This is a genomic window from Streptodolium elevatio (assembly GCF_053592165.1).
Window position 1 is genome coordinate 622,104 of the sequence record NZ_JBSFVE010000001.1, and the last position, 21,339, is coordinate 643,442.

Genomic DNA, 21,339 nt, shown 5'->3' on the forward strand with positions numbered 1-21,339 from the left:
GCGACGTGCTTGTGCGCGTGTGTGCATCAGCCTTCGAGCACATGCCGCAGGTCCCAGAGGGTGCGCCAGGTCGCGGCGCCCTGTTCGGCCCGGCGCCGCACCGCCGCGTCCCAGTAGCCGAGCAGCCGGGCCGCGTCCGTCGGGTCGTCCTTGCGGACCACGCCGAGGAGATGGCCGGGCAGCAGGCTGAGAACGTCGCGGTCGCCGGGGAAGTACGCGGAGGCCAGCCCGAGCGCGCCGGCCACCGACACGGCCTCCGCGGTGCTCATGACCGTCGAAGGCCGCTCGACCTCCCAGCCCTCCGCGCTCCGCCCGGTGCGCAGGTCGCGGAACGCGGTGACGAGTGCCTCGAGCACCGCGTCGTCGACCGCGAAGGCCGCCCCGGCGCGTTCGACCGCGCCGCGGGCCTGGCGGCGGACGAGGGCGGTCTCGGCGTCGAGGTCCGTGATCGGGCCGACCGTCTCGAAGTTGAAGCGGCGCTTGAGCGCCGCGGACATCTCGGATACGCCCCGGTCGCGGAGGTTCGCGGTGGCGATCAGGGTGAAGCCGGGCGCGGAGTGCAGTTGTCCGTCCGGGGTCCCGGCGAGTTCGGGCACCGCGATGCGGCGTTCCGACAGCAGGGAGACGAGCGCGTCCTGCACCTCCGGCAGGCAGCGCGTCACCTCCTCGACGCGGGCCACGGCGCCCCGGGTCATCGCGGTCAGGACCGGCGACGGTACGAGCGCGTCCCGGCTCGGCCCCGAAGCCAGCAGCATCGCGTAGTTCCAGCCGTACTTGAGCTGGTCCTCGGTGGTGCCCGCGGTGCCCTGCACGGTGAGGCCGCTGGTGCCGCAGACGGCCGCCGCGAGGAGTTCGGACAGCATCGATTTGGCGGTGCCCGGCTCGCCGACGAGGAGAAGCCCTCGTTCACCGGCGAGCGTGACCACGCAGCGCTCCACGAGCGCGCGTTCTCCCACGAATTTCTGACTGATCGTCAGCGAGCGGGAGCCGTCGGCGAGTTTGAGCGCTTCGCCGTTGCTGCCCACGACGAACGTGACGACGGCGCGCGGCGTGAGGCGCCACGCCGGCGGGCGCGGCCCGGTGTCGTACGCGGCCAGGAACTCCAGTTCGTCGGCGAAGGCGTCCTCGGGCGGCTGCACCTGCCGCCCCGCCGGGTCCGCGGTCACCTCTTCAGGACCTTGGTTCTCGCGGGTGTTCGTGCGCGTGTTCGTGCTCATCGGTGGCGCCCCCTCCGGGCCTTGCGGGTCTCCAGTTGCTCGAAGCCGGGCGCGTCGCCCTCGCGGACACGCTGCCATGCGGCCTCGAACAGCTCGGTCACGGGGCTGTCCGGGATGAGCGCCCCCCTGTCGTGCACCGGGTAGAGGCGGTCCTTCCAGGTCTCCAGCGGCAGCGAGCGGCGCAGTTCGTGCCAGCCGCCCGGCAGGAACAGGCTCCGCGACGCGCGCGTGCGCTTGGCGGTGACCACCAGGTCGGTGGCGGCCAACGCGGCCCGGGCCGCCTTCAGTCGCGCGGGCTTCCAGCCGGTCCAGCGCGCCACGTTGCGGTCGGTCGGGTCGGGCAGCGCGAGGAGTTGGAGGTAGAGCGTCGCCACGTCCGCGTCGATGCCGTGCGTCTTGGCGACCTCCTCGACGAGGTCCGGCAGCGACCAGGAGGGGTCCTGCGCGAATCCGACGGCGGGTTCCGCGCCGTCGTCCGCGGCCCTGCCCGCGAGGCCGACGTTCGCGAGGCGCTCCAGCGCGTCGCCGAGGATGACGGCGATTGCCCCGGCGCCCTGTCGGTCGGCGTCACCGCGGAGCGCGAACAACCGCAGCAGGTCCGGGTCTTCGGGGCCGTCCAGGGCACCGACCCGGACCCAGACGTGCTCGCCCGACGCATACCACGGGGTCAGCACGATCTTTTCGCCGACCCGCACCAGGCCGTCCGCGTCGGCGCCGCCCTCCTCGGGCATGCCCTCGGCCAGGCGCAGCGCCTTCGAGGTGAACTCGCCGCGCTCGGTCCACGAGACGCCGAGGTCGAGCAGGAGCCCGGGGTCGGCGAGGCGGTTGCGCAGCGCGGCGAGCGCGCGGGGCAGCGCGGCACGCAGCGGGTGGCCGTACGGCAGCCGGTACGCGAGCCACGAGATCGCCCGCACGCTGCCGGTCAGCAGGTGCGTGCCCGGCAGCGCGGCCGGGTCGTCGGCGACGAGGTTCCGGTCCTTGTCGAGGCGCTGGGTCGTCGTGCGGGTCAGCGCCGCGTACGACTCCGGGTTGAGGACGATCTCCAGGGAGGATTCGTCGAGCTTCGCGGCGACGGCCTCGACGGCGATGTCCTCGGGCAGGCGTACGGCGTCGCCGAACTGGCGCCGCCACTGCGCCGCGGCGGCTTCCGTGTCGAACCCGGTGCTCCACACCGCGGCGGGGTCGGTCGGGATGAGGGCGGCGAGCAGCCGCAGGCGCTCCTGGGTGTCCAGGATGCGCAGCCGATCGCGCGCAACACCGATCTCGGTGGACTTCAGGCCCAGGATCTGGCGCTGGGCGGGTTCGAGTCCCACCCGTCCGTACCCGTTGATGGCCGGAAGGCCGGCGAGGAGCAGGACGGCTTCGGCGCGGCGGGCGCCGGTGGCGTCGGCGATCGCGTCGGCCGACTCGGGGCGCCACTGCGGTGCGCCCGACTCGCGGAGCAGGCGCAGGAACTCGTCGGTGCGCGCGGGGTCGTCTACGGGCTCGACGACCTGCTCGTCGTGCGTGGTGACGTCGGCGATCGCGCCGAAGCGGCCGGACGGGTCGTAGTCGAGCGCCGTCCAGTGCTGCCGCCGGTCCGCGCCCCAGCCGGACGCACTGGTGACCATGACGACGCGGTCGCCGTGCCGCAGGACGGCGCCGACGTTGAACGCCCCGCGCTCCTCGGCGCAGATGGTGACGCGGCGCAGGCACCCGGGCCGTCGGAACACCTCCGCGGACAGTTCCTCGGTGAGGAGGAGCAGTCCTTCGCGGTGCTCGGCCGAGGTGAGCGGCGACGCGGCGCGCACCAGCAGCGGGCCGACGCGGCCGAGGGCGCTCGTCCAGTCGAAGGCGCCCGACGGGATCTTCAGGTAGCCGACCGTCCAGCCGTCCGCGCGGGGGGCGGGGACGGTCGCGGAGGCCGCGGTTCCGGCGGCGTCCCCCGTGGCAGGCGCGTCGTCGGTGTCGGTGTCGGTGCCGCTGTCGGAATCCGCGCTGTCGTCGGGGTTTCCGGCCTCGAGGAGTGCGGCCACGGCCCGGATCTGGTTGAGCACGGCCCAGGAGGACGCCGAGCTGCCGTAGTGGTAGCCGCGGCGTTCCACGAGGCCGGCCGAAGCCTCGTTCAGGATCTCGTCGTTGCCGTGGTCCGGGCGGTACTCCTCGGGTTCGGCCGCCGCTTCCGCCGGAGGTTCGCCGAAGCGTGCGAGGCGCCGTGCCAGGTCGCCGGCGGACCGGGTGATGCCCGCGACGCCCGCCGCCATGTGCGGATGCGCGACGCCCGGGAGCACGGTGCCGACGGTGGCGAGCGGCACCGGTTCCCGGGCGACCGCCACCTGGTCGGGGCCGGCCTCGGCGAGGGCGGCCCGGAAGGCCTCGTGCTCGGCCGTGGCACCCGCGATGAGCGCTTCCGCGTCGGTGTCGGTGAGACCGCGCAGGACCGCCGACGCGGCCTCGTCCCGCGGGCGCAGGGCGTGCCAGAAGGCCAGGCCGGGGGCGTAGACCGTACCCGCCGCGTGCGAGCCGCCGCGTGCCCACGTGGGGACCTGGCCGAGTCGGATGCCGTCCGCCATCAGGTCGATGCCGTCGTTGGCGGCCACGACGGTCGGTCGGGCGCCGCCAGGCAGGCGCAGTGCGCCCAGGGGCGTGACCTTCGGGTGGCCGTTCCAGCCCCGTTCGGTGACGGGCAGGGTGACCGTGTGGCCGTCCGGGGACCCGGTGGTGACGGCGTGCCGGTCGATGCGGATCCACCGGCCGAGGAGCTTGCCGTCGGTGCCGAAGGGGGTGCCTTCGAGTCCGGGCAGCAGCGGCAGCAGTTCGCACTGGTTGGCGGCGAGTGTGCCGGCCTCACCGGTGCCGTCGCCCTCGACGGCGGCGGCGAAGAGCGCGGGCAGCGAGGCGCGGCCGCGGGTGCCGGTGGCGGGGTCGTACTCGAACCAGCGGGCGGGGTGCTGCTCCCAGTTGAGTACCCAGTGGCCGACACCGTCGGTGAGGACCGGGCGGCGTACGGGCAGTTCGGTGTCGCCGGCGTGCAGGACGCGGCCGCCGGTGACACGCCCGCCGTCCGGGTGCGGCAGCGAGACGACCGCGGACTCGTTGCCCCAGCGTCCGGGCACCTCGCCGGTCGGCTCGAAGACCTCGCCCGGGCGCGACGACCAGTAGGCCTTCGAGCCGTCCTCGTGCCACCAGACGACCAGCAGATCGCCGTCCACGTAGCGGTACTTCGGCTTGTTCCAGTCGTCGAGCTTTTCCGGTATGCGCAGGTCGTGGTCGAGCAGGATGCCCTCCGGACCGACCACGACGGCCTTGGTGGCGGTGGACAGCACCAGTGCGGGCCATGCCTCGGAGACCTCGAAGGCCACCGGCTGGTTGCCGCTGCCGTTGTCCGGGGCGGTCAGGCCCGGGGTGGGGCCCTCCGGCACCGCGCCGATCAGGGCGAGTGCCTCTTCCAGTGCGGGCCAGGCGAGTTCGTCGAAGATGCCGCTGCGGAGCGTACGGGCCAGCATGGGCGCGACGCGGAAGTCCCGCACCCGCGCGACGACGCCCGGGTTGACGTCGAGCGCCACGCGGTGGAACACCGTGAGCCGGCCGAGCGCCGTGGCGGCGCCGGGGAGTCCGGACTCCTTCTCCAGTTCGTCGGCGCGGGCGTCGAGCCACTGGTGCAGCAGCACACGCAGCACGGGGTGCGCGGCCGCGGCGGTCTGGTGGCGCCCGCCGTCCTCGGTGCCGAGGTTGCCGACCGCGTTGCGCAGGACGGCGGCGTAGCGCTCGTCGTTTACGGCGGCCACCAGGTCGCGGCGGCCGGGCGCGGTGTCCGCGAACCACGAGCCGAGGCTGATGGAGTTCCCCTGCTCCGGGTCGGTCAGGGGAACGCCGTTGGCGAGGCAGATGTCGACGAGGTCCGGCGACGCCTCGCCCCGCCAGGAGCCGGCGAACAGGTTGACCGCGACGCCTTCCGCGGCCAGGACCGGCGCCATGCGCTCGGCGAGGGCGAGCGTGGCGGCGTCGCGCGAACGACCGCGCCAGCTGCGGGCGATGTGCTTGGCCCACCGGGTGAGCCACGCGGCGGCCCTGCCGTGTTCGAGGGCGCCGGGCGTGGTCAGGAGCGTGTCGCAGCCGGCGGACAGGAGCAGCGAGAGCCAGTACGCGTCGACGTCGGCGGCTTCGCCGGACCCCGGGGTCGGGAAGATCTCCAGGAGCCGTTCCCGGACGTCATCGCGCTCCTCGGCCAGCGCGGTCAGGGACTTCGCGAACGTCTTCCAGAACGACAGCGGCGCGCGCACGATCGCGGGGCTCGGCAGCAGGTCGGCGAGCAGTGCGCGCTCGGCGGCGCCCTGTGCGTCGGCACCGCCGCCGATGGCCTTGATCATCGCGCGGGCGTCCTCGGCGAGGCCGGCGTACGGCGGCATGCCGGCGGCGCAGCGCTCGACGCAGAGCTGGCGGAACTCCGCCCAGGCGGCCGCGGGTTCGAGACGCCTGGAGAGGTCCTTGGCGTACTCCTTGAGGGCCTTGGCGGTGAGTGCCCCGGCGAAGGCGAACTCCAGGAAGACGGCACGCAGGCGGGCTTCTTCGACGGCGAGGTTGTGCACGCGCTCGGCCTCGCGGGCCTTGCCGAAGAAGGTCGCGGCGTAGGTGTTGTTCTCGTGGCTCAGGAAGATGCGTGCGGCCTGCTCGTAGAACGTGGGCAGGAAGTGCGGTACGGCGCGGCCCAGCGTGGTGCCGAGCTGGTCGAAGCCCTCCTTGGCGGCGCCGGGCTTGTTGCGGGCCTGGCGGTCGAGCCGTTCGATGTCGCGGACGAGCGCGAGCGCGTGGTGGCCGTTGGCGGGGTCGTTGACCAGGGCCCATGCGGGGAAGCCGAGCGTCTCGCGGCGCACCTGGCCGACCTCGGGGGCGTCGCCGTCGCGGGCGAGGCCGAGGAAGTCGAGGGCGAGGTCCTCGGCCGGGCCGAGCGTGCCGGGCACCAGCCGCACGATGGCGCGGTCGCCGAGCGCGGGGTGGAGGTAGGTGCGGGCGGTGAGCGTGTCGACGTCGTCGCCGGAGGCGGTGCCGGTGGAGAGCACGGCCCCGGCGTCCAGGAGTGCGGCGGCACGGGCGGCGTCCGCGGCGGTCGTACCGGTCGTGCCGGTCGCGGCGGCGCCTTCGGGGGTGCCGGCCGTCTGGGGTGCGGTGGTCACGCGGCCTCCTCCTGCTTCTCGGTCGAGCGTCCTGCGTACAGTGCGGCGGCCATGCGCATGCCCTCGGACCACGCGACGGGGCCGACCTCGCCGGCGCGCAGCGTGCTCCCGGAGGCGTCGGTCCAGCTCAGCGGGCCGGTCTCGGTGCTCTCGTAGGGGTCGAAATCGCCGAGCCAGACGCGGGCCTCGACGGCGCGGGCGTCCTCCAGGACGGGGCACACCGCCTGTCCGCCGCGTACCTGGTAGCCGAGCGAGGTCGTACGACCGAACAGGAAGCGGAGTTGGTCGAAGCGGCCTCCCGCGTAGTCGTCGACCGAGGTGCGCTCGGCGTCCAGGTCGTCGGGCTTGTGCCACACCTCGCGGTAGAGCTGGCCTATCTGCTGTTCGACGCCGAGTTCGGCGGCGAACTCGCGCAGGTCGTCGAGGTCGTCGAGGAGGACCGGGTGCGGGAAGCGCACTTCGTGGGCGGCGACGCGCACGGTGTCGCCGTCGAGGTCGACCATGCCGATGCCGCGCTCGGGGTCGGCGTCGCGTAGGAACCCGGTCCCGCCGCCGTCCGTCTCTACGACGAGGTCGCGCAGGACGCGCTGCCACGCGGGGTCCGGCCACACGCGGGCGACGAGGGGCGCGGGGACGGCGAGCGACCGGACCATCCAGCGCTCGACGTCGGCGACGCACTCGCGCTCGTGGCGTTCCAGCCATTCCACGAGTTGGCGCAGTCCGACGACCGCCGGGTCGTCGGAGAGCTTCGGCGGTACGGATTTCAGCCGCCTGCCCGCCGCGTTGCGGCACACGACGGTGCCTTCCTCGAGAGCGACTTCGTAGTCGCCGGCCTGGACCCAACTCATGAATGAACCACCCGCCGAGTGTGTTGTTCGCGATGTGACCCGTGTTGGCGACCGCCGGTGGTCTCGACCGAGCCGACCGGTCCCGGGTGATCGCGTGTGATCCGGTGTGATCCGGCGTGATCCCGTTGATCGCCATGCCTGTCCGGGGTCCTGATCGCGGCCGTTCGCGGCCGGAACCGCCGGGGGCAAGGGGATGGTGGCACCGGTGCGGCGGCGACCGCGATCAGGATGGCGGGAACGTTAGCGGTATCCGGCGACAACGACCGGCGAACCCCCGGGGAACGAGCCGCGTCCCTCGGTGTGGGGCGTAGACGCGGCGGACCCGCCGCGCCACGCTTGATTCGTGGTGCCGACGCCAGTCGGCACCGCCCGAGGGTTCGGGGGTGAGGATCGCGATGCGGGTCCTGGGCGCGTTGATCGGCGCGGCGGTCGTGGTCGGGCTGCTCGTGCTCGCCGCCTGGCGGTTGCGCGGCAAACTCCGGCGCGACGAGGACCTGTTCGACGGTTCGCCGCGGGTCGTCGTCCCCGAGCACGGTGGCGACGTACGCGTCGACATGCTGGTCCGACTGGCCGTCAGCAAGGGCTATTCGCTGGCCGCGAAGCAGGCGTCGGACGACCCGCCGGGCACCGAACTGGTGTTCGTACTCGACGAGTCCTGAGGCGGCGCGAAGGCGTCCGGGCCGTCGGCGACCTCGTTTTCGGAGCGTCGGCGGGTCGGCGCAAGCCGTTGGGACACGTGCCCCTTTCGGCCTACCGGACAACCCATTTGCCTCATTAATCCCACAAGAAATTGCGTGCGGCTGTGCGTCGGGTGACGTTTTGCTCATGTATGTCGGCCCGATGGAGGAAACCCTCGTGCGTAGCAAGAAGCTTGTGGCGGTCTTGATGGGGACCGCTCTTTTGGGAGCCACCAGCCTGGGCGGCGTAGCCGCCGCGAACGCGGCGGACGGGGCCGACGCGGCGAAGCCCGCGGTGCCGCCGGCCGCGACCGGAACCGGGGCCGAGGCAGGGGCCGATGCCGGAAAGAACTCCGGAACCAAGGCAGCGCCCGATACGGCCGGGGCGGACGCACGGGCGGCCCGGGCGCTGGGCGAAATGCGGACCCTGATCCGGAACGGCGTGCCCGGTGCCGACCCGCGGCTGGACGCCCGCCTCAAGCAGGCCATGGTCACCGCGGAAAAGGCGGTGGCCTCCGTCCGAGCCCACTCCACCGCGCAGAAGTACACACAGTCCTGGACGCTCGCGGTGCGGCCCGCGTTCCCGTGGAACACGAAGAGCGATGCCGCGCCCGAGGCCCGGGCGGACGTACCGCCGCTGCCCGACCTCGGCTTGGACGCCCTCCTGGAGGCCGTCAAGAGCCTCGATCTCGGCAAGGTGCTGGAGTCGCTGACCACGCTGCTGGACGGCGCGCTGTCGTCGCTGACGAGTAGCGTCTCCGGCATCACGGGCTCGCTGTCGGGCATCACCGCTGGTGCGGGGACGCTGCCGGACATGCCCGAGGTGCAGGTGCCGGACGTGCGGATCCCGGACATCCAGCTCCCGCCGATGCCGGAGTTCACGATGCCGGAGTTCACGTTCCCGGACATCACGATGCCGACGTTCCAGACGCCGACCTTCCAGATGCCGAGCATGCCGAAGAAGTCGGCGATCAAGCGGCAGCACGCGTTCCGCGGACTGCCGGGGTTCACCGGCGCCCGGTGACCCCCGGCCGGGTCACTCGGCCGGAACCGCGCAGCCGGTACGCACCTTGGACGTCGCCGAGGCACACCGCCGGCCGTCGACCGCGACGCAGATGCCGTAGACACGCGCCGCCGCGGTCCAGCCGTTCACCCGGCCGCGGTTGTTGCTGATCTGCACGCGCCCGCGCGCTCGGTCGAGCGCCGAGACCAGGTGCAGGTACGTGGTGCCGGCGACCCGCGCCAGCACGATGTCGCCGATCTCCAGCTTCGCCGGATCGACCGGTGCGACGGAGACGAGCTGGCGACTGTGGATGAGCGGTGCCATCGACGTGCCGCTCGGACGGAACTCGACGGTTGCCCCACCCGCGACGCGCGTGGCCATGGAATCCAGCAAGCCCATGCTCCGCAGACTGCCGCATGGAATTCGGCGGCTGCCACTGGTTTTTCGGAACCCCGCCCGGGCGCCACGGGTCGCCCTTCCGGGCACGGGCCGGACGCCGGGCACGACCTGGGCCCGGCTCCGCCGCCCACCCCGGGTGTTGTCACCCCGGCGTTGTCACCCGTACGTCGTAGTCCCCGGCATCCGCCGCCGCGAACGCCAGCAGGTCGCGGCCCTCCCGCTCCACCTCGCCGCGGTCCTCGGCGGACAGCGGGACGAACGGATCCACGCGCAGCACCGCCGTGCCGCCCTCGCGCACGATCTTCCAGACGCCCTGGAAGAACCCGTCCACGAGCACCGTGCCCGCCGACCCGCCGTGTCCGGGCGGCAGCGGCACCGTGCGGCGCCCGACGATCACCCGGGAGCGGTCGGCGTGCGACAGCAGGAGGTTGTCGTACTCGGGCAGGAAGCGGACCGGCGCGGGGGTGTCGGGGCCGGGGCGCGGGGCGTCCGGCAGGTCGTACAGCTCCTTGCCCTCCGGATCGCGGAAGACGGCCAGGCGCGGGCGCAGGCGGTCGAAGACCTCACGCAGGCGCGTCAGGCCGGACCACGTCTGGGCGTCCTTGACCGACGCGGGGCCGAACGCGCCGAGGAACCGCAGCACGAGGTCGTCGACCGAGGTGCCGCCGGCGTCGCACTCGCGACCGAGCCACGTCTCGACCGGTGTCCAGGTGGGCGGACCGACCTCGTCCCACAGCCCGCGCGGCGGGATCTGCACGCAGCGCACGAGGTCCGTCGCGAGGTAGCCCAGCGCCTGCGGGTCCCGGCCGGGCCACCGCTCGCCCAGGCGTTCGGCGATCTCCTTGCGGGTCATCGGCTCGGCCGCCAGCAGCTCCCTCGCGCGGGCCGCGATCTCCGCGAGGTCGTCGCCGTCCAGCGCCTTCGCGAACGTCGAGTAGGAGAAAGCGCGTTCCAGCATCGGGCGGAACAGCGGGGTGAGGGCCGCCGCGTCGCGGGCGGTGAGCAGGTGCACGGTGCCGCGCATCAACACCGTGCGAACGGCGGCCCGTTCCGCGACGAGGCCGGCCAGCTCGGCCGGGTCGAAGGCGGCCAGGCGCGACCACAGGCCGACGTACGCCGCCCGCGGCGCCTGCGCCTGCATGCCGACCAGGTGTTCGACCGTGTCCGCCGAGGTCCGCGCCTCGCGGCGCAGCAGCAGCTGCCGGTCGAGGGTGGCCCGGTTGAGGTCGCGTATCCCGAGTTGCGCGGCCGGGGCCACGGTCACTCCCCCGCCCCGGCGGCGAAGCGGTCGGTCGCGGTGACGAGCGCGTCGAGGATGCCGGGTTCGTCGTACGCGTGCCCGGCGTCGTCGACGATCACGAACTCCGCCTCGGGCCAGGCCCGGTGCAGGTCCCACGCGGTGCGGGCGGGCGTGCACACGTCGTAGCGCCCCTGCACGATCACCCCGGGAATGCCGCGCAGCTTGCCGGCGTCGGCGATGAGCCGGCCCTCGTCCATGAAGCCCTTGTGCACGAAGTAGTGGTTCTCGATGCGCGCGAACGCGAGCGCGTACTCCCGCCCGCCGTGCACCGCGATCACCTCGGGCCGCGGGCGCAGCGAGATGGTCGAGCCCTCCCACACGCTCCACGCGACGGCCGCCTCGGCGCGCACCTCGGGGTCCTCGTGGTTGAGACGGCGGTGGTACGCCGCCATGAGGTCGCCGCGCTCGGCCTCCGGAATCGGCGCGAGGAACGCCTCCCACAGGTCCGGGAACAGCTGCGATGCGCCCTCCTGGTAGAACCAGTGCAGTTCGCTCGCGCGCAGCGTGAAGATGCCGCGCACGACCAGTTCGGTGACGCGGTCGGGGTGCATCTCCGCGTACGCCAGCGCAAGCGTGCTCCCCCACGAGCCGCCGAAGACCATCCACCGCTCCACGCCTACGAGTTCGCGCAGGCGCTCGATGTCGGCGACGAGGTTCCAGGTGGTGTTCGGGGCGAGGTCGGTGTCCTGGCCGCTGACGTGCGGCGTGCTGCGGCCGCAGCCGCGCTGGTCGAAGAGCAGGACGCGGTACTTGGCGGGGTCGAACAGCCGCCGGTGGTTCGCCGCGCACCCGCCGCCGGGCCCGCCGTGCAGGAAGACCGCGGGCTTGCCGTCGGGGTTGCCGCACAACTCCCAGTAGATGCTCTGGCCGTCGCCGACGTCGAGCATGCCGTGCTCGTAGGGCTCGATCTCCGGATAGAACGACCTCACAGGACCACCTTCCCGACATCCGACCGGCCCCGTCGACCCTACCCAGCGCGTGGGCCGCCGCCCGCCCGACGCGCGTCGTGGCGGGCGGTTCGGCTACCGGTCGACGTCCCGGGCGGACTTTCGGGCCTCGTGTCGGGCGTGGACCGCGGCCCACAGCTCGTGGCGCTGTTCGTCGCCGATGTCGAAGAGGGTGAGGCCGAACACGTCGGCCACGGCGGTGTACCAGTCGTGCTCGGTCTCCAGTTCGACGACGACCTCACCGGAGGCGTCGACGCGCTTGAGGACGCAGCCGACGAGGGAGTCCACGCCCTTGGCGTCGCGGCGCAGGAGGACGCACGTGCGGACGAAGGACGACTCGGGCGACGTCGACAGCCACTCGTGCTTCTCGGCGAAGACGTCGAGGGCCACCGGTTCGCGGGCGAAGTCCATGCGCGGGAAGGAGCCGCGCGGGTCGTGGGTGAAGCGCCAGCCGCCCGGGACGACGTCCGAGGGGGTGAGGGCGTACGAGAACGGCCCCTGGTCGTAGACGCCCGCCCGCAGCGGCAGCGGCTCGTGGAAGCCGTCGCCGAGGCCCACGTCGACGAGCCAGTCGCGGTTCTCCGAACGTACGGTCAGCGCGCAGTGGTTGCCGAGCACGCCGGGCGGGTCCTCGAAACGCACCTGCACGCCGGCCAGGTGCCGGGCGACCGCGAAGCCGAGGCGTTCCAGCAGCGCCGCGAAAGCGCCGTTGAGGTGGTAGCAGTAGCCGCCCCGGCCGCCCGCGATGCGGGCCGCCGACTCGGCGGGGTCGAGTCCCGTGGTCTGGCCAAGCTGCGCGTGCAGGCCCTCGTAGGCCACCCGCTCGACGTGTGCGCGGTGCAGCGCGAACAGCAGCTCGGTCGACGGCGGCCCGGATATGTCCTCCAGTCCGAGCCGGGTCAGGTAGCCGCGCACGTCCATGGTCGTCATGATCCGGACTTTATGCGAAGCGGGTGACGGGAGCCGACGATTTCGGGAGCGATGCGACGTCCCAGGGCGTGGCGCGCGGGCGGTCAGGCGCGGACGACCTGGGCCCGGAACTCCTTGGGGCTCATGCCGCGCACCCGCTTGAACGCGGTGCTGAGGGCGAACGGGCTGCCGTACCCGACCTGTTGGGCGACCGAGCCGATCGTGGCCTCGGGCTCGCGCAGCAGGTCGGCGGCGAGCGAGAGCCGCCAGGTGGTGAGATACGTCATCGGCGGCTCGCCCAGCAAGTCCGCGAACCGGCGGGCGAGGGCGGCGCGCGAGACCCCGACCGCGCGGGCCAGGTTGGCGACCGTCCACTGGTGTGCCGGGTCGCCGTGCAGCATGCGCAGGGCGCGGCCCACCACCGGGTCGCTGTTGGCGCGGTACCAGGCCGGCGCCTCCGCCTCGGGCCGCGCGAACCAGGCCCGCAGCACGGCGATGAGCAGCAGGTCGAGCAGCCGGTCCAGGACCGCTTCCTGGCCCGGCTCGTCCTTGACGATCTCGTCGGCGAGCAGCGGGACGATCGGGCTGTTCCACTCGGTGGCGCGGACCACCACGAGCATCGGGAGCGCGGCGAGCAGGCGCCCGCTGATCTCGCCCTCCATGTTGTACGTGCCGGTCAGCAGGATCGTGCCGCCGTCCGGGTCGTTGCCGAACGTCCGCACGCCCAGGTGCATGAGCTCGGCGACGTCGACGCCCTCCGGCGTCGTGCAGCGCTGCCCGGGGTGGATGACGATCTGCGGCGGGGTGTCCGGGCGGTCGGCGACCAGGTACGAGTCCGGTCCGCGCACGATGGCGACGTCCCCCGGCTCCAGTTCGACCGGCCGGCCGCCGTCCGGCACGATGTACGCGCCGCCGCGCACCATCGACACCAGGGTCAGTGGCGCCTCGTCCTGGATCCGCATCGACCACGGCGGGGCCAGGAGCGAGCGGAGCAGGAAGGCGCCCTGCGCGCGAGGGCCGTCGAGCAGTCCGGCGAGTGCATCCATGCCGCGGATTCTAGACGCGCGAATATGAATAAGTTCAGAGAATTCATAGGCGGTCTCAGCCCGCGCACGGTCCCGATGCAACGTCTCAGTGGAGACGTCAGTGCAGGGTCTCGACGCGGATCTCGGCGCAGGCTCTCGGGCTCACTCCTCGTCGGGCACCGCGACGGTGATGCTGCACCAGCCGTACTCCGGGTTGTCGCTGTTGCGGACCACGTCGCGGGCCTCGACCAGGACCTCCATCGCACGGAGCCGCGCGACGATGTGCGCCATTGCGGAGGCCGGACCCACCAGGTCGACGTCAATATGCTGCATGCCGCCTCCAACGATCCGGTAGCGACAACGCAACGGCTTCCGGCCGAAGGAACACCCGGCCCCCTGATCAGCGCAGGACCACGAACCCAGGCCCGCGGGCCACGGGTTCGGCGGCCGGCTCCTCGGTCACCGCGACAGCGTCGACGCGCGCCTCGGGCGGCCCGTGGCGCATCCACGCGACCATCTGCGCCACCGCGGCGGGACGCCCCTCGAAGACGGCCTCGACCCGGCCGTCCGCCCTGTTGCGCACCCAGCCGGACACGCCGGCGTCGTCCGCCTCGGTGGCGCAGGTCGCCCGGAAGAAGACCCCTTGCACCCGCCCCGAGACGACGACGCGGACCCGCCGCGTGCCGTCGTCGCGGATGGGCCCGTCCTGGTGAAGTGCCGCGTCGTCCACCCCGTGCGACTCCCCTTTTCCCTGTCCTGCCACGCACGATCACCCACGATCGCGTGATCACGTACCGCCGCGCCCGACGCGGCGGCGAACACCGGGTGCCGTGCGACGCGAAGCACCCCCACCCGCCGACACGGGTGAGGGGTGCACGGGCCGCACCGCGGGCGTCCGTCATGCCACCGCGGTGATCGCGGGGGTGCGGATCGTGCGGCGCGCGGCCGCATACCCGGTGGCGACGGTCAGCACCGCGGCGACCGCGACGATCGCCAGGTAGATCCCGGCCCCGGTGCCCGGTACGACGTCACCGGTACGGGCGTAGCTGTACGGAAGGATCGTCGGCAGTGCGGCGGCCGTGCCGAGCGCCACGCCGACCGCGGTGAGGATCGCGCCTTCGAGGGCGACCACCTTCAGCACCTGGCGGGGCGTCGCCCCGGCGAGCCGGATCTGCGCGAACTCCCGGCGCCGCGCGGCCGTGGCGGCGACCAGGGTGTTGATCAGCATGATGGCGGCGAAGGCCACGATCATGCCGATGACCACGAAGTTGAGGGTCTCGATGTTCTTCTGCTCGTTGCTCTTGAGCAGTCCCGAGGCGGCCATCGCGTCGTTCTCGACCGCCTGCATGACCAGCGTGCCGGCGCCGATCGCGGTGAAGAGCACCACCGGCATCACGACGGACGCGAGGCGACCGGTGTGGCGGCGCAGGTTCTGCGCGGTCAGGTAGCCGGTCAGACCGCGGCGCTCCAGCGGGCCGGCGACAACCGCCGCGACCTTGCGGATGATCGCCGGGGCGAGGACCGCGAGTCCGATGGCGGCCCAGATCGAGGTCTGGCCCGCGGTCTGCATGGCGTCCGAGCCTTTGCCCTTCATCACGGTCGCGGTGACGACCGCCAGGTCGAGCGCGAGCAACAGGAACACGACGCCGACGGCGATGCGCTTCTTCGACAGCCGGCTGTCGTCGGCGACCGCCGCGGCGCCGAGGGCTTCCGCGGCGCTGGTACGCGCAGCCCGGCGTGCGGTGATCAGAGCCGCGAGCGTGGCCGCCGCAAAGGTGATCGTGATGCCCATGCCGAGCGCGATCGGACCGAAGACGTACGCGACGTCGGCGTCGACCTGCCCGGTCGAGCCGAGCAGGTCCAGCAGCAGACGCCCGCCGAGCACGGCCGGGGCGATCGCGAGGACGGCGGCCGCGGCGGCGAGCACCGCGCTCTCGCCGACGATCATGCGGGTCACCTGGCGGGGTGTCGCGCCGATGCTGCGCAGCAGAGCCATCTCGGCGGAGCGCTGGCGCACCGAGAGGGTCAGCGTCGACGAGACCGCGAACACGACCAGGAGCAGACCCCAGCCGCCGACCACGGTGCCCATGGTGGTCAGGGTCTCCTTGCTGGTGGCGTCGACGCCCGTGCCGCCGGCGGTGTCGAGCATGGCGGCGAAGGACATGAGGATCGTCGCGCCGAGGAACATCGCGAGGAAGCTCGCCGCGAATCCGGCGATGCGGTGCCGCAGGGAGCGGAGGGCCAGAGCGAACACGGTCTTACTCCTTCGGGTGGGTGGAGCCGAGCACGGGGCAACGAGGCAGGGCGGCAGGCAGGGCGAGCGGTCGTACGCGTGGACGTGCACACAGCGCGGACGTGGCGCGGGCGTACGCGGTCGGTCGGGACCGCGGCCGGCTCACAACCCGGCGGCCACCGGCCGGCCGCCGTCGGCCAGGTCCCCGAGGTGCGTCATGCGCTCGGCGACCGCGTCCGGGGTGGGGGCGGGCAAATCGCCGACGATGCGGCCGTCGGCGAGGAAGACCACGGAGTCCGCGTACGCCGCGGCGACCGGGTCGTGCGTGACCATCACGACGGTCTGCCCGTGCAGCCGCACGGCCTCGGCTAGCAGGCCCAGCACCTCGCGGGCGCTGCGGCTGTCGAGCGCGCCGGTCGGCTCGTCCGCGAACACGACCTTGGGCTCCGCGACCAGGGCCCGGGCGATCGCGACGCGCTGCTGCTGGCCGCCGGACAACTCCGAGGGGAGGTGACCGAGTCGGTCGCCGAGGCCCATGCGCTCCAGGACGGCGGCGGCACGCGCGTCGTCGGGCCGGCGGCCGGCGAGGCGTTGCGGAAGCGTGGTGTTCTGCAAGACCGTCAGCGTCGGCATCAGGTTGAACTGCTGGAAGACGAACCCGATCCGGTCGCGGCGGAACACGGTCAGCGCGGTCTCGTCGGCGCCGTCGATCGGGCTGCCGTCCACGAACACCCGTCCGTTGGTGGGCCGGTCGAGGCCGGCCGCGCACTGGAGCAGCGTGCTCTTGCCGGAGCCGGACGGGCCCATGATCGCGGTGAAGGTGCCCGGGCGCAGCGTCAGGGATACGTCGTCCAGGGCCACGACGCGGTTGCCCTCGGTGCCGTGGACCTTGCCGACGCGGTCGAGGCGCAGCGCCTCACCCGGGCCTTCGGCGGTCGCCGGTACGCGGGCATCGGTGACGGGCGCGGTGCGGCGGCGGTTGCTGGTGCGAGTCCACATGGCGGTCTCCTCGACTCGGCCCGGGGCTGCGTCCCGCGGGCGTTCCCCGGGCTTTCCCGGGGTGTTCCGACGAGGAGAGGTTCGCCCGGCCCGCTGACCGTCCGCGCACCAAACGCCGACCGCCCGGTCCAGGCGACGGTCAGCGGGTCGGTCGGCGGCCGCCGACGGCCATCGGGGCAGATACTAGCCATGTATTTAATAGCCATGTACATTATCTCGCGAGGGCCATGCGGCACCGGCGCCGCACCGACACCGGAGGACACCGTGACCACGATCGACCCGACCGCCGTCAACCCGACCGCCGTCAACCCGACCAAAACCGACCCGACTGTGACCGACCCGACCGCCATCGAGCCGTTCCGCATCGACATCCCGCAGGCCGACCTCGACTACCTGCACGCGCGCCTCGACCACGCCCGGTGGCCGCACGAACTGCCGGACGCCGGCTGGGACTACGGACTACCCCTGGAGCGCGTGCGGCAGCTCGCGCGCTACTGGCGGCACGGCTACGACTGGCGCAAGCACGAGGCCGAGTTCAACAGCCACCCGCAGTTCACCACCGAAATCGACGGCCAGCGTGTGCACTTCCTGCACGTACGCGCCGCGAAGCCGGACGCCCTCCCGCTGCTCCTCACGCACGGATGGCCCGGCTCGGTCGTCGAGTTCCTGGACGTCATCGAGCCCCTCTCGCAGGACTTCCACCTCGTCATACCGTCCATCCCCGGCTGGGGCTTCTCCGGCCCGACCAACGAACGCGGCTGGGACGTCGACCGCGTGGCCCGCGCATGGGCGGAGCTGATGCGCCGGCTCGGCTACGACCGGTACGGCGCGCAGGGCGGCGACTTCGGCGCCGCGATCTCCCGGGCGCTCTCCGACCACGACGCCGAACACGTCGTCGCCGTCCACCTCAACTACCTCCCCACGCCCCCGCCGCCCGGCGAGGCCTTCGAGCTGTCCGAGTCCGACCAGGAGCGCCTCGACCAGCTCAAGCGCTACATGGCCAACCAGCCCGGCGCGCGCGTGCTCAACTCGACCAAGCCGCAGACGATCGCGTACGCGCTGACCGACTCGCCGATCGGCCAACTCGCCTGGATCGTCGACATGATGACCGAGTGGGCGGGCGACGACTTCGCGATCAGCGACGACCGCGTGCTGACCAACGTGATGCTCTACTGGCTCACCGGCACAGCCGGCTCGGCGCCGCGGCTGCACCACGACAGCGTCGCCCCGCCGCGCTGGCGGACCACGCAGCCGGTCGCCATCGCGTCGTTCCCGCAGGACATCACGCGGCCGATCCGGCAGTTCGCCGAGAAGACGTTCCACATCGCGCAGTGGTCGGAGTTCGAGCGCGGCGGCCACTTCCCCGGCCTGGAGGCCCCGGACCTGCTCGCCGCCGACATCAGGAAGTTCTTCCTGTCGGTCGGGTGACGCCGCCGCCGGAGCGCTGGTCTCACAGCTCCTTGGCGGGCCATTCCAACAGTCGGGCGCCGATGACGGCGGTCTGGAGCGTGTAGCGGTCGAGCGGTTCGCCGGGGTCGGCCCCGGTGAACCGCGCGATGCGCTCCAGCCGGTACGTGAGCGCCCGTACGCTCAGCCCCAGCCGCCGCGCCGCCTCGGCGGACACACACCCCGCGTCGAAGTACGCCTCCAGCGTGCGCAGCAGCGGTTCGGCGCCGCCCCGGGCGGAATCCAGCGGGCCGAGCACGGACCGCACCAGGTCGGCCAGCGCTCCCCGGTCCCGCGCGAGAACCGGGAAGACGAGCAGGTCCGCGGCGTCGACGACGGGGCTGTCGAGTCCCATCCGGCTGACTATGTTGTGGCCGCTGAGCGCCTCTTCGTACGACAGCACGACGCCGCCCGGCCCCGGGTGCGAGCGGCCGAGCACCACCCGGCCGCCGGTCGCCGCGTGCGCCTGCTTGGCGAAGTAGCGTGCCGGGCCCGCTCCCCCGCCGTCCTCGCCGTCGCTCGGCGCGATGCAGACCAGGCGGCCGTCCTTGGTGGTGATCAGGATCCGCCGGTGCCCGAACCGTCCGATCAGCGCGCTCTCCACGCGGCGGGTGACGGGGTGGGTCTCGTCGTACGGCTCGTCGCCGACCGCCACCGCGACCGTGTGCGAACGGGCCAGCCGCAGGCCGAACCGCTGCGCCCGTTCGGACAGACTGCCGAGGTCGCTGCGGCCGTAGAGCAGGTCGTCGACGAACTCGCGGCGGGCGGCCTCCTCGCGGCGTACGGCGAGGCGCTGCGCGTGGTCGTACCCTTCGGTGAACGCGTCGACCGCCTGCTCGGTCGCGCCCAGCACCGCGAGTGCCGCGGCGCTCAGGTCACGTTGGCCGACGGCCCCCTTGATCCCGGAGAGGTCGGGCCACGCGGCGCGGGTGGCGGCGAGGTGCCCCACCACCATGTCGCGGAGTCGGCGGCCGGCCACGGCCGCGCGTTCGCCTTCCTGGCGACGTACGACGATCTCGTCCCGGGTCAGCCGACGCCCGGTGCGCGAGACCTCGTCCAGGAGCACCGCGTAGCCGGCGAGGTAGTCCTCGGCGTCCTGTGAGTCCCGCACCCCGCCCACTCCCCATCTGTCGTGCCGCGCGGCACGAGCGGCCCGGCGGGCGGCCGGCGGCGCCCGGCAGCGCCCGGCATCAAGAACGCGTCAAGACTGCCGGAGTCCGGCAATGCACGCGAGCGGGATATGCCTCACGATGCGCCCGGGGGATGCGGATCGGCCGCGCCGTCGGAGCCTTCTCACTCCGCACCCGGCGGCGCGGCCGCGTCCCCGGGCGGCGCGGTCCGCCGCCCGGGGACGCCCCCTCGCCGAACGACACCGGCCCTGAACCGGCGCCCGGCACAACAGGTTTCGTGGCGTCGCGGGCCGACGGCCTACGTCCCCGCGCCGGCCGCTCCCGACGCCGGCGCGGGCACCGGTGCGGAAGGGGTCGTTCCCGCCGGAGGTGTGGCCAATTTCTCGGCCGAGTGCTCCGCGCGGCCCGGTCCGCCGCCCTGGCCCGAGCGCATCAGGCCCCACGCCCCGGCCGCCGCAAGCACCGCGGCCAGCGCCGCGGCGCCGAACGCCACGGCGTTGCCGTGTGCCAGCGCCGCCGCGCCCGCCTCGCCGCCCGGCGTCCCCGGGTGGTCCTCGGCGTAGCCGGACGCCGCCGAGGCCGTGAGGGTCGTCAGCACGGCCAGCCCCACCGCGCCGCTGAGTTGGCGCGTGGTGTTGAGCAGTCCGGAGGCCATGCCGGCGAGCTGCGGGGCGACCCCGCTGGTGGCCGCGACGGTGATGGGCGTGAAGGACGCGCCGATGCCGAGCCCGAACAGCACTCCCGGCAGGCCGATGGACGCGAGGTAACCGGCGTCCGCGTCCAGGGCGAGCGCCAGCCACCCGAATCCGGCCGCGCCCACGAGAGTTCCGCACCCCGCGACGGTGCGCGGGCCGAAGCGCGGGATCAGGCGACCGGCGGCGAGGCCGCCGGTCATCAGGGCCACGCTGACCGGCAGGAACGCGAGTCCCGCGCGGAGCGGCGACCAGTCGCGCGCGCCCTGGAGGTAGAGGGACAGCAGGACGGGGCTGGCGAAGAACCCCAGGCCCATGAGGAACATGACCAGGTTGGCACTGGCCACCGGGCGGGCGCGGACCACCGCCAAGGGCACGAGCGGCTGCGCGGCGATGCGTGTCTGATGGATGCCGAAGAGGGCGAGCAGGAGGACTCCGGCCACCAGCGGTGCCCACACGCGGGCGGCTGACCAGCCGTACGCGGACGACTCCATGAGCCCGTAGAGCAGTCCGGCGATCCCGGTTGTGGCGAGGACCGCGCCGGGGACGTCGAGCCGGGCCCGGTCCGCGCCGGAACGCGCCGCCGGGTGGTCGCGCAGGTGGCGGGCGGCGACCGCGAAGGCGAGCACCCCGACCGGCAGGTTGATGAGGAACACCCAGCGCCAGCTGAACCATTCGGTCAGGACACCGCCGAGCACGGTGCCCGCCGAAGCGCCCATCGCGCCGACCGCGCTCCACAGGGCGAGCGCCCGGGCACGGCGTGGGCCCTCCGGGTAGGTGTGGGTGATCACCGCGAGCGTCGTCGGGGTGAGCAGCGCGCCGCCGAGGCCCTGGGCCGCCCGTGCGACCAGCAGGGCGGCGGGTCCGTTCGCGGCGCCGCACGCGGCGCTGGCGGCGGTGAACAGGGCCAGCCCGGCGAAGAACGTACGGCGGCGGCCGTAGAGGTCGCAGCAGCGTCCGCCGATCAGCAGGAACCCGGCGAACGCCAACGTGTACGCGTTGACGACCCACGGCAGCGACGTGGCACCCATGTCCAGTCCGTCGCGGATGCCCGGGAGGGCCACGGACACGATCGTGGCGTCCAGGATCACGACGAAGACGACGAGGCACGCAAGTGCGAGCAGGACACCGGAGTTCGGGGGCGGCTGTCCGGCCGCGGCCGAAGGCGCGCGGGAGCCGGCGGCGGGGGTGACGCCAGGGGTGATGGCGGCGGGGGCGGCGGTTTTGCGGCGTGCGGGCATGGAGGCACCTTCCGACGAGACGGATTCCGGGCACGCCAGAGCTTAGGTGGACCTAATTAATTTGTGAAGGCCATTCACTAACGGACGCGCGGAACGCGCGCGGAACGGCTGACGTACATC

Annotated in this window: 17 protein-coding genes; 3 read left to right on the plus strand and 14 right to left on the minus strand. The window is 73.3% G+C overall.

What is annotated here, in order from left to right; all coding sequences use genetic code 11:
* Nucleotides 1–26: 26 nt before the first annotated feature.
* Genes ACWD12_RS02730 through ACWD12_RS02740 form a run of 3 tightly spaced genes read right to left on the minus strand, consistent with a single transcriptional unit; the run spans nucleotide 27 to nucleotide 7,218 of the window.
* Complete coding sequence (locus ACWD12_RS02730; protein WP_450097995.1) at nucleotides 27–1,217, minus strand: ATP-binding protein; 1,191 nt, start codon at nucleotides 1,215–1,217, stop codon at nucleotides 27–29.
* Complete coding sequence (locus ACWD12_RS02735) at nucleotides 1,214–6,370, minus strand: hypothetical protein (protein ID WP_450097996.1); 5,157 nt, start codon at nucleotides 6,368–6,370, stop codon at nucleotides 1,214–1,216. The genes ACWD12_RS02730 and ACWD12_RS02735 overlap by 4 nt, the downstream gene beginning before the upstream one ends.
* Nucleotides 6,367–7,218 (minus strand): DUF4132 domain-containing protein, encoded by an 852-nt coding sequence (locus tag ACWD12_RS02740; protein ID WP_450097997.1) that lies wholly within the window; start codon nucleotides 7,216–7,218, stop codon nucleotides 6,367–6,369. The genes ACWD12_RS02735 and ACWD12_RS02740 overlap by 4 nt, the downstream gene beginning before the upstream one ends.
* A 383-nt stretch (nucleotides 7,219–7,601) precedes the next feature.
* Between ACWD12_RS02740 and ACWD12_RS02745 the strand changes: the two genes are divergently transcribed.
* On the plus strand, nucleotides 7,602–7,877 hold the full coding sequence (locus ACWD12_RS02745; RefSeq protein WP_450097998.1) for a hypothetical protein: 276 nt from the start codon (nucleotides 7,602–7,604) through the stop codon (nucleotides 7,875–7,877).
* A gap of 196 nt (nucleotides 7,878–8,073) precedes the next feature.
* Nucleotides 8,074–8,919 carry a hypothetical protein gene (locus ACWD12_RS02750; RefSeq protein WP_450097999.1) on the plus strand — a complete coding sequence of 282 codons (846 nt, stop codon included), beginning with the start codon at nucleotides 8,074–8,076 and terminating at the stop codon, nucleotides 8,917–8,919.
* 12 nt (nucleotides 8,920–8,931) lie between these two features.
* On the opposite strand, the gene ACWD12_RS02755 is transcribed toward ACWD12_RS02750, so the two are convergent.
* The 9 genes from ACWD12_RS02755 to ACWD12_RS02795 form a co-directional block, all read right to left on the minus strand.
* Nucleotides 8,932–9,297, minus strand: a complete 366-nt coding sequence (locus tag ACWD12_RS02755) for a S24/S26 family peptidase (protein ID WP_358352745.1) — start codon at nucleotides 9,295–9,297, stop codon at nucleotides 8,932–8,934.
* 142 nt (nucleotides 9,298–9,439) lie between these two features.
* Nucleotides 9,440–10,555: a winged helix DNA-binding domain-containing protein gene (locus tag ACWD12_RS02760; RefSeq protein ID WP_450098000.1), complete on the minus strand. Its 1,116-nt coding sequence runs from the start codon at nucleotides 10,553–10,555 to the stop codon at nucleotides 9,440–9,442.
* 2 nt (nucleotides 10,556–10,557) lie between these two features.
* Complete coding sequence (gene pip / locus ACWD12_RS02765; protein ID WP_450098001.1) at nucleotides 10,558–11,526, minus strand: prolyl aminopeptidase; 969 nt, start codon at nucleotides 11,524–11,526, stop codon at nucleotides 10,558–10,560.
* A gap of 93 nt (nucleotides 11,527–11,619) precedes the next feature.
* Complete coding sequence (locus ACWD12_RS02770; protein ID WP_450098002.1) at nucleotides 11,620–12,474, minus strand: arylamine N-acetyltransferase family protein; 855 nt, start codon at nucleotides 12,472–12,474, stop codon at nucleotides 11,620–11,622.
* Nucleotides 12,475–12,557: 83 nt separating this feature from the next.
* Nucleotides 12,558–13,499 (minus strand): AraC family transcriptional regulator, encoded by a 942-nt coding sequence (locus ACWD12_RS02775; protein WP_450098003.1) that lies wholly within the window; start codon nucleotides 13,497–13,499, stop codon nucleotides 12,558–12,560.
* A 141-nt stretch (nucleotides 13,500–13,640) separates the two neighbouring features.
* Nucleotides 13,641–13,811 carry a hypothetical protein gene (locus tag ACWD12_RS02780; protein WP_358352755.1) on the minus strand — a complete coding sequence of 57 codons (171 nt, stop codon included), beginning with the start codon at nucleotides 13,809–13,811 and terminating at the stop codon, nucleotides 13,641–13,643.
* A 67-nt stretch (nucleotides 13,812–13,878) separates the two neighbouring features.
* Entirely contained in the window at nucleotides 13,879–14,241 is a 363-nt protein-coding gene (locus ACWD12_RS02785) for an acylphosphatase (protein ID WP_450098004.1), read from the minus strand.
* 135 nt (nucleotides 14,242–14,376) lie between these two features.
* Entirely contained in the window at nucleotides 14,377–15,732 is a 1,356-nt protein-coding gene (locus ACWD12_RS02790; protein WP_450098005.1) for an FtsX-like permease family protein, read from the minus strand.
* Nucleotides 15,733–15,873: 141 nt separating this feature from the next.
* Entirely contained in the window at nucleotides 15,874–16,710 is an 837-nt protein-coding gene (locus tag ACWD12_RS02795; protein WP_450098006.1) for an ABC transporter ATP-binding protein, read from the minus strand.
* Nucleotides 16,711–17,040: 330 nt separating this feature from the next.
* Here ACWD12_RS02795 and ACWD12_RS02800 point away from each other — a divergent pair, with 330 nt between their 5' ends.
* The gene (locus ACWD12_RS02800; protein WP_450098199.1) at nucleotides 17,041–18,138 is read left to right on the plus strand and encodes an epoxide hydrolase family protein; all 1,098 of its coding nucleotides are present in this window, start codon (nucleotides 17,041–17,043) and stop codon (nucleotides 18,136–18,138) included.
* Between the two features lie 22 nt (nucleotides 18,139–18,160).
* Here ACWD12_RS02800 and ACWD12_RS02805 read toward each other — a convergent pair whose 3' ends face one another.
* Nucleotides 18,161–19,267: a PucR family transcriptional regulator gene (locus ACWD12_RS02805; RefSeq protein ID WP_450098007.1), complete on the minus strand. Its 1,107-nt coding sequence runs from the start codon at nucleotides 19,265–19,267 to the stop codon at nucleotides 18,161–18,163.
* Nucleotides 19,268–19,584: 317 nt separating this feature from the next.
* Nucleotides 19,585–21,219, minus strand: coding sequence for an MFS transporter (locus tag ACWD12_RS02810; RefSeq protein WP_450098008.1), 1,635 nt, complete (start codon nucleotides 21,217–21,219; stop codon nucleotides 19,585–19,587).
* Nucleotides 21,220–21,339: the final 120 nt, after the last annotated feature.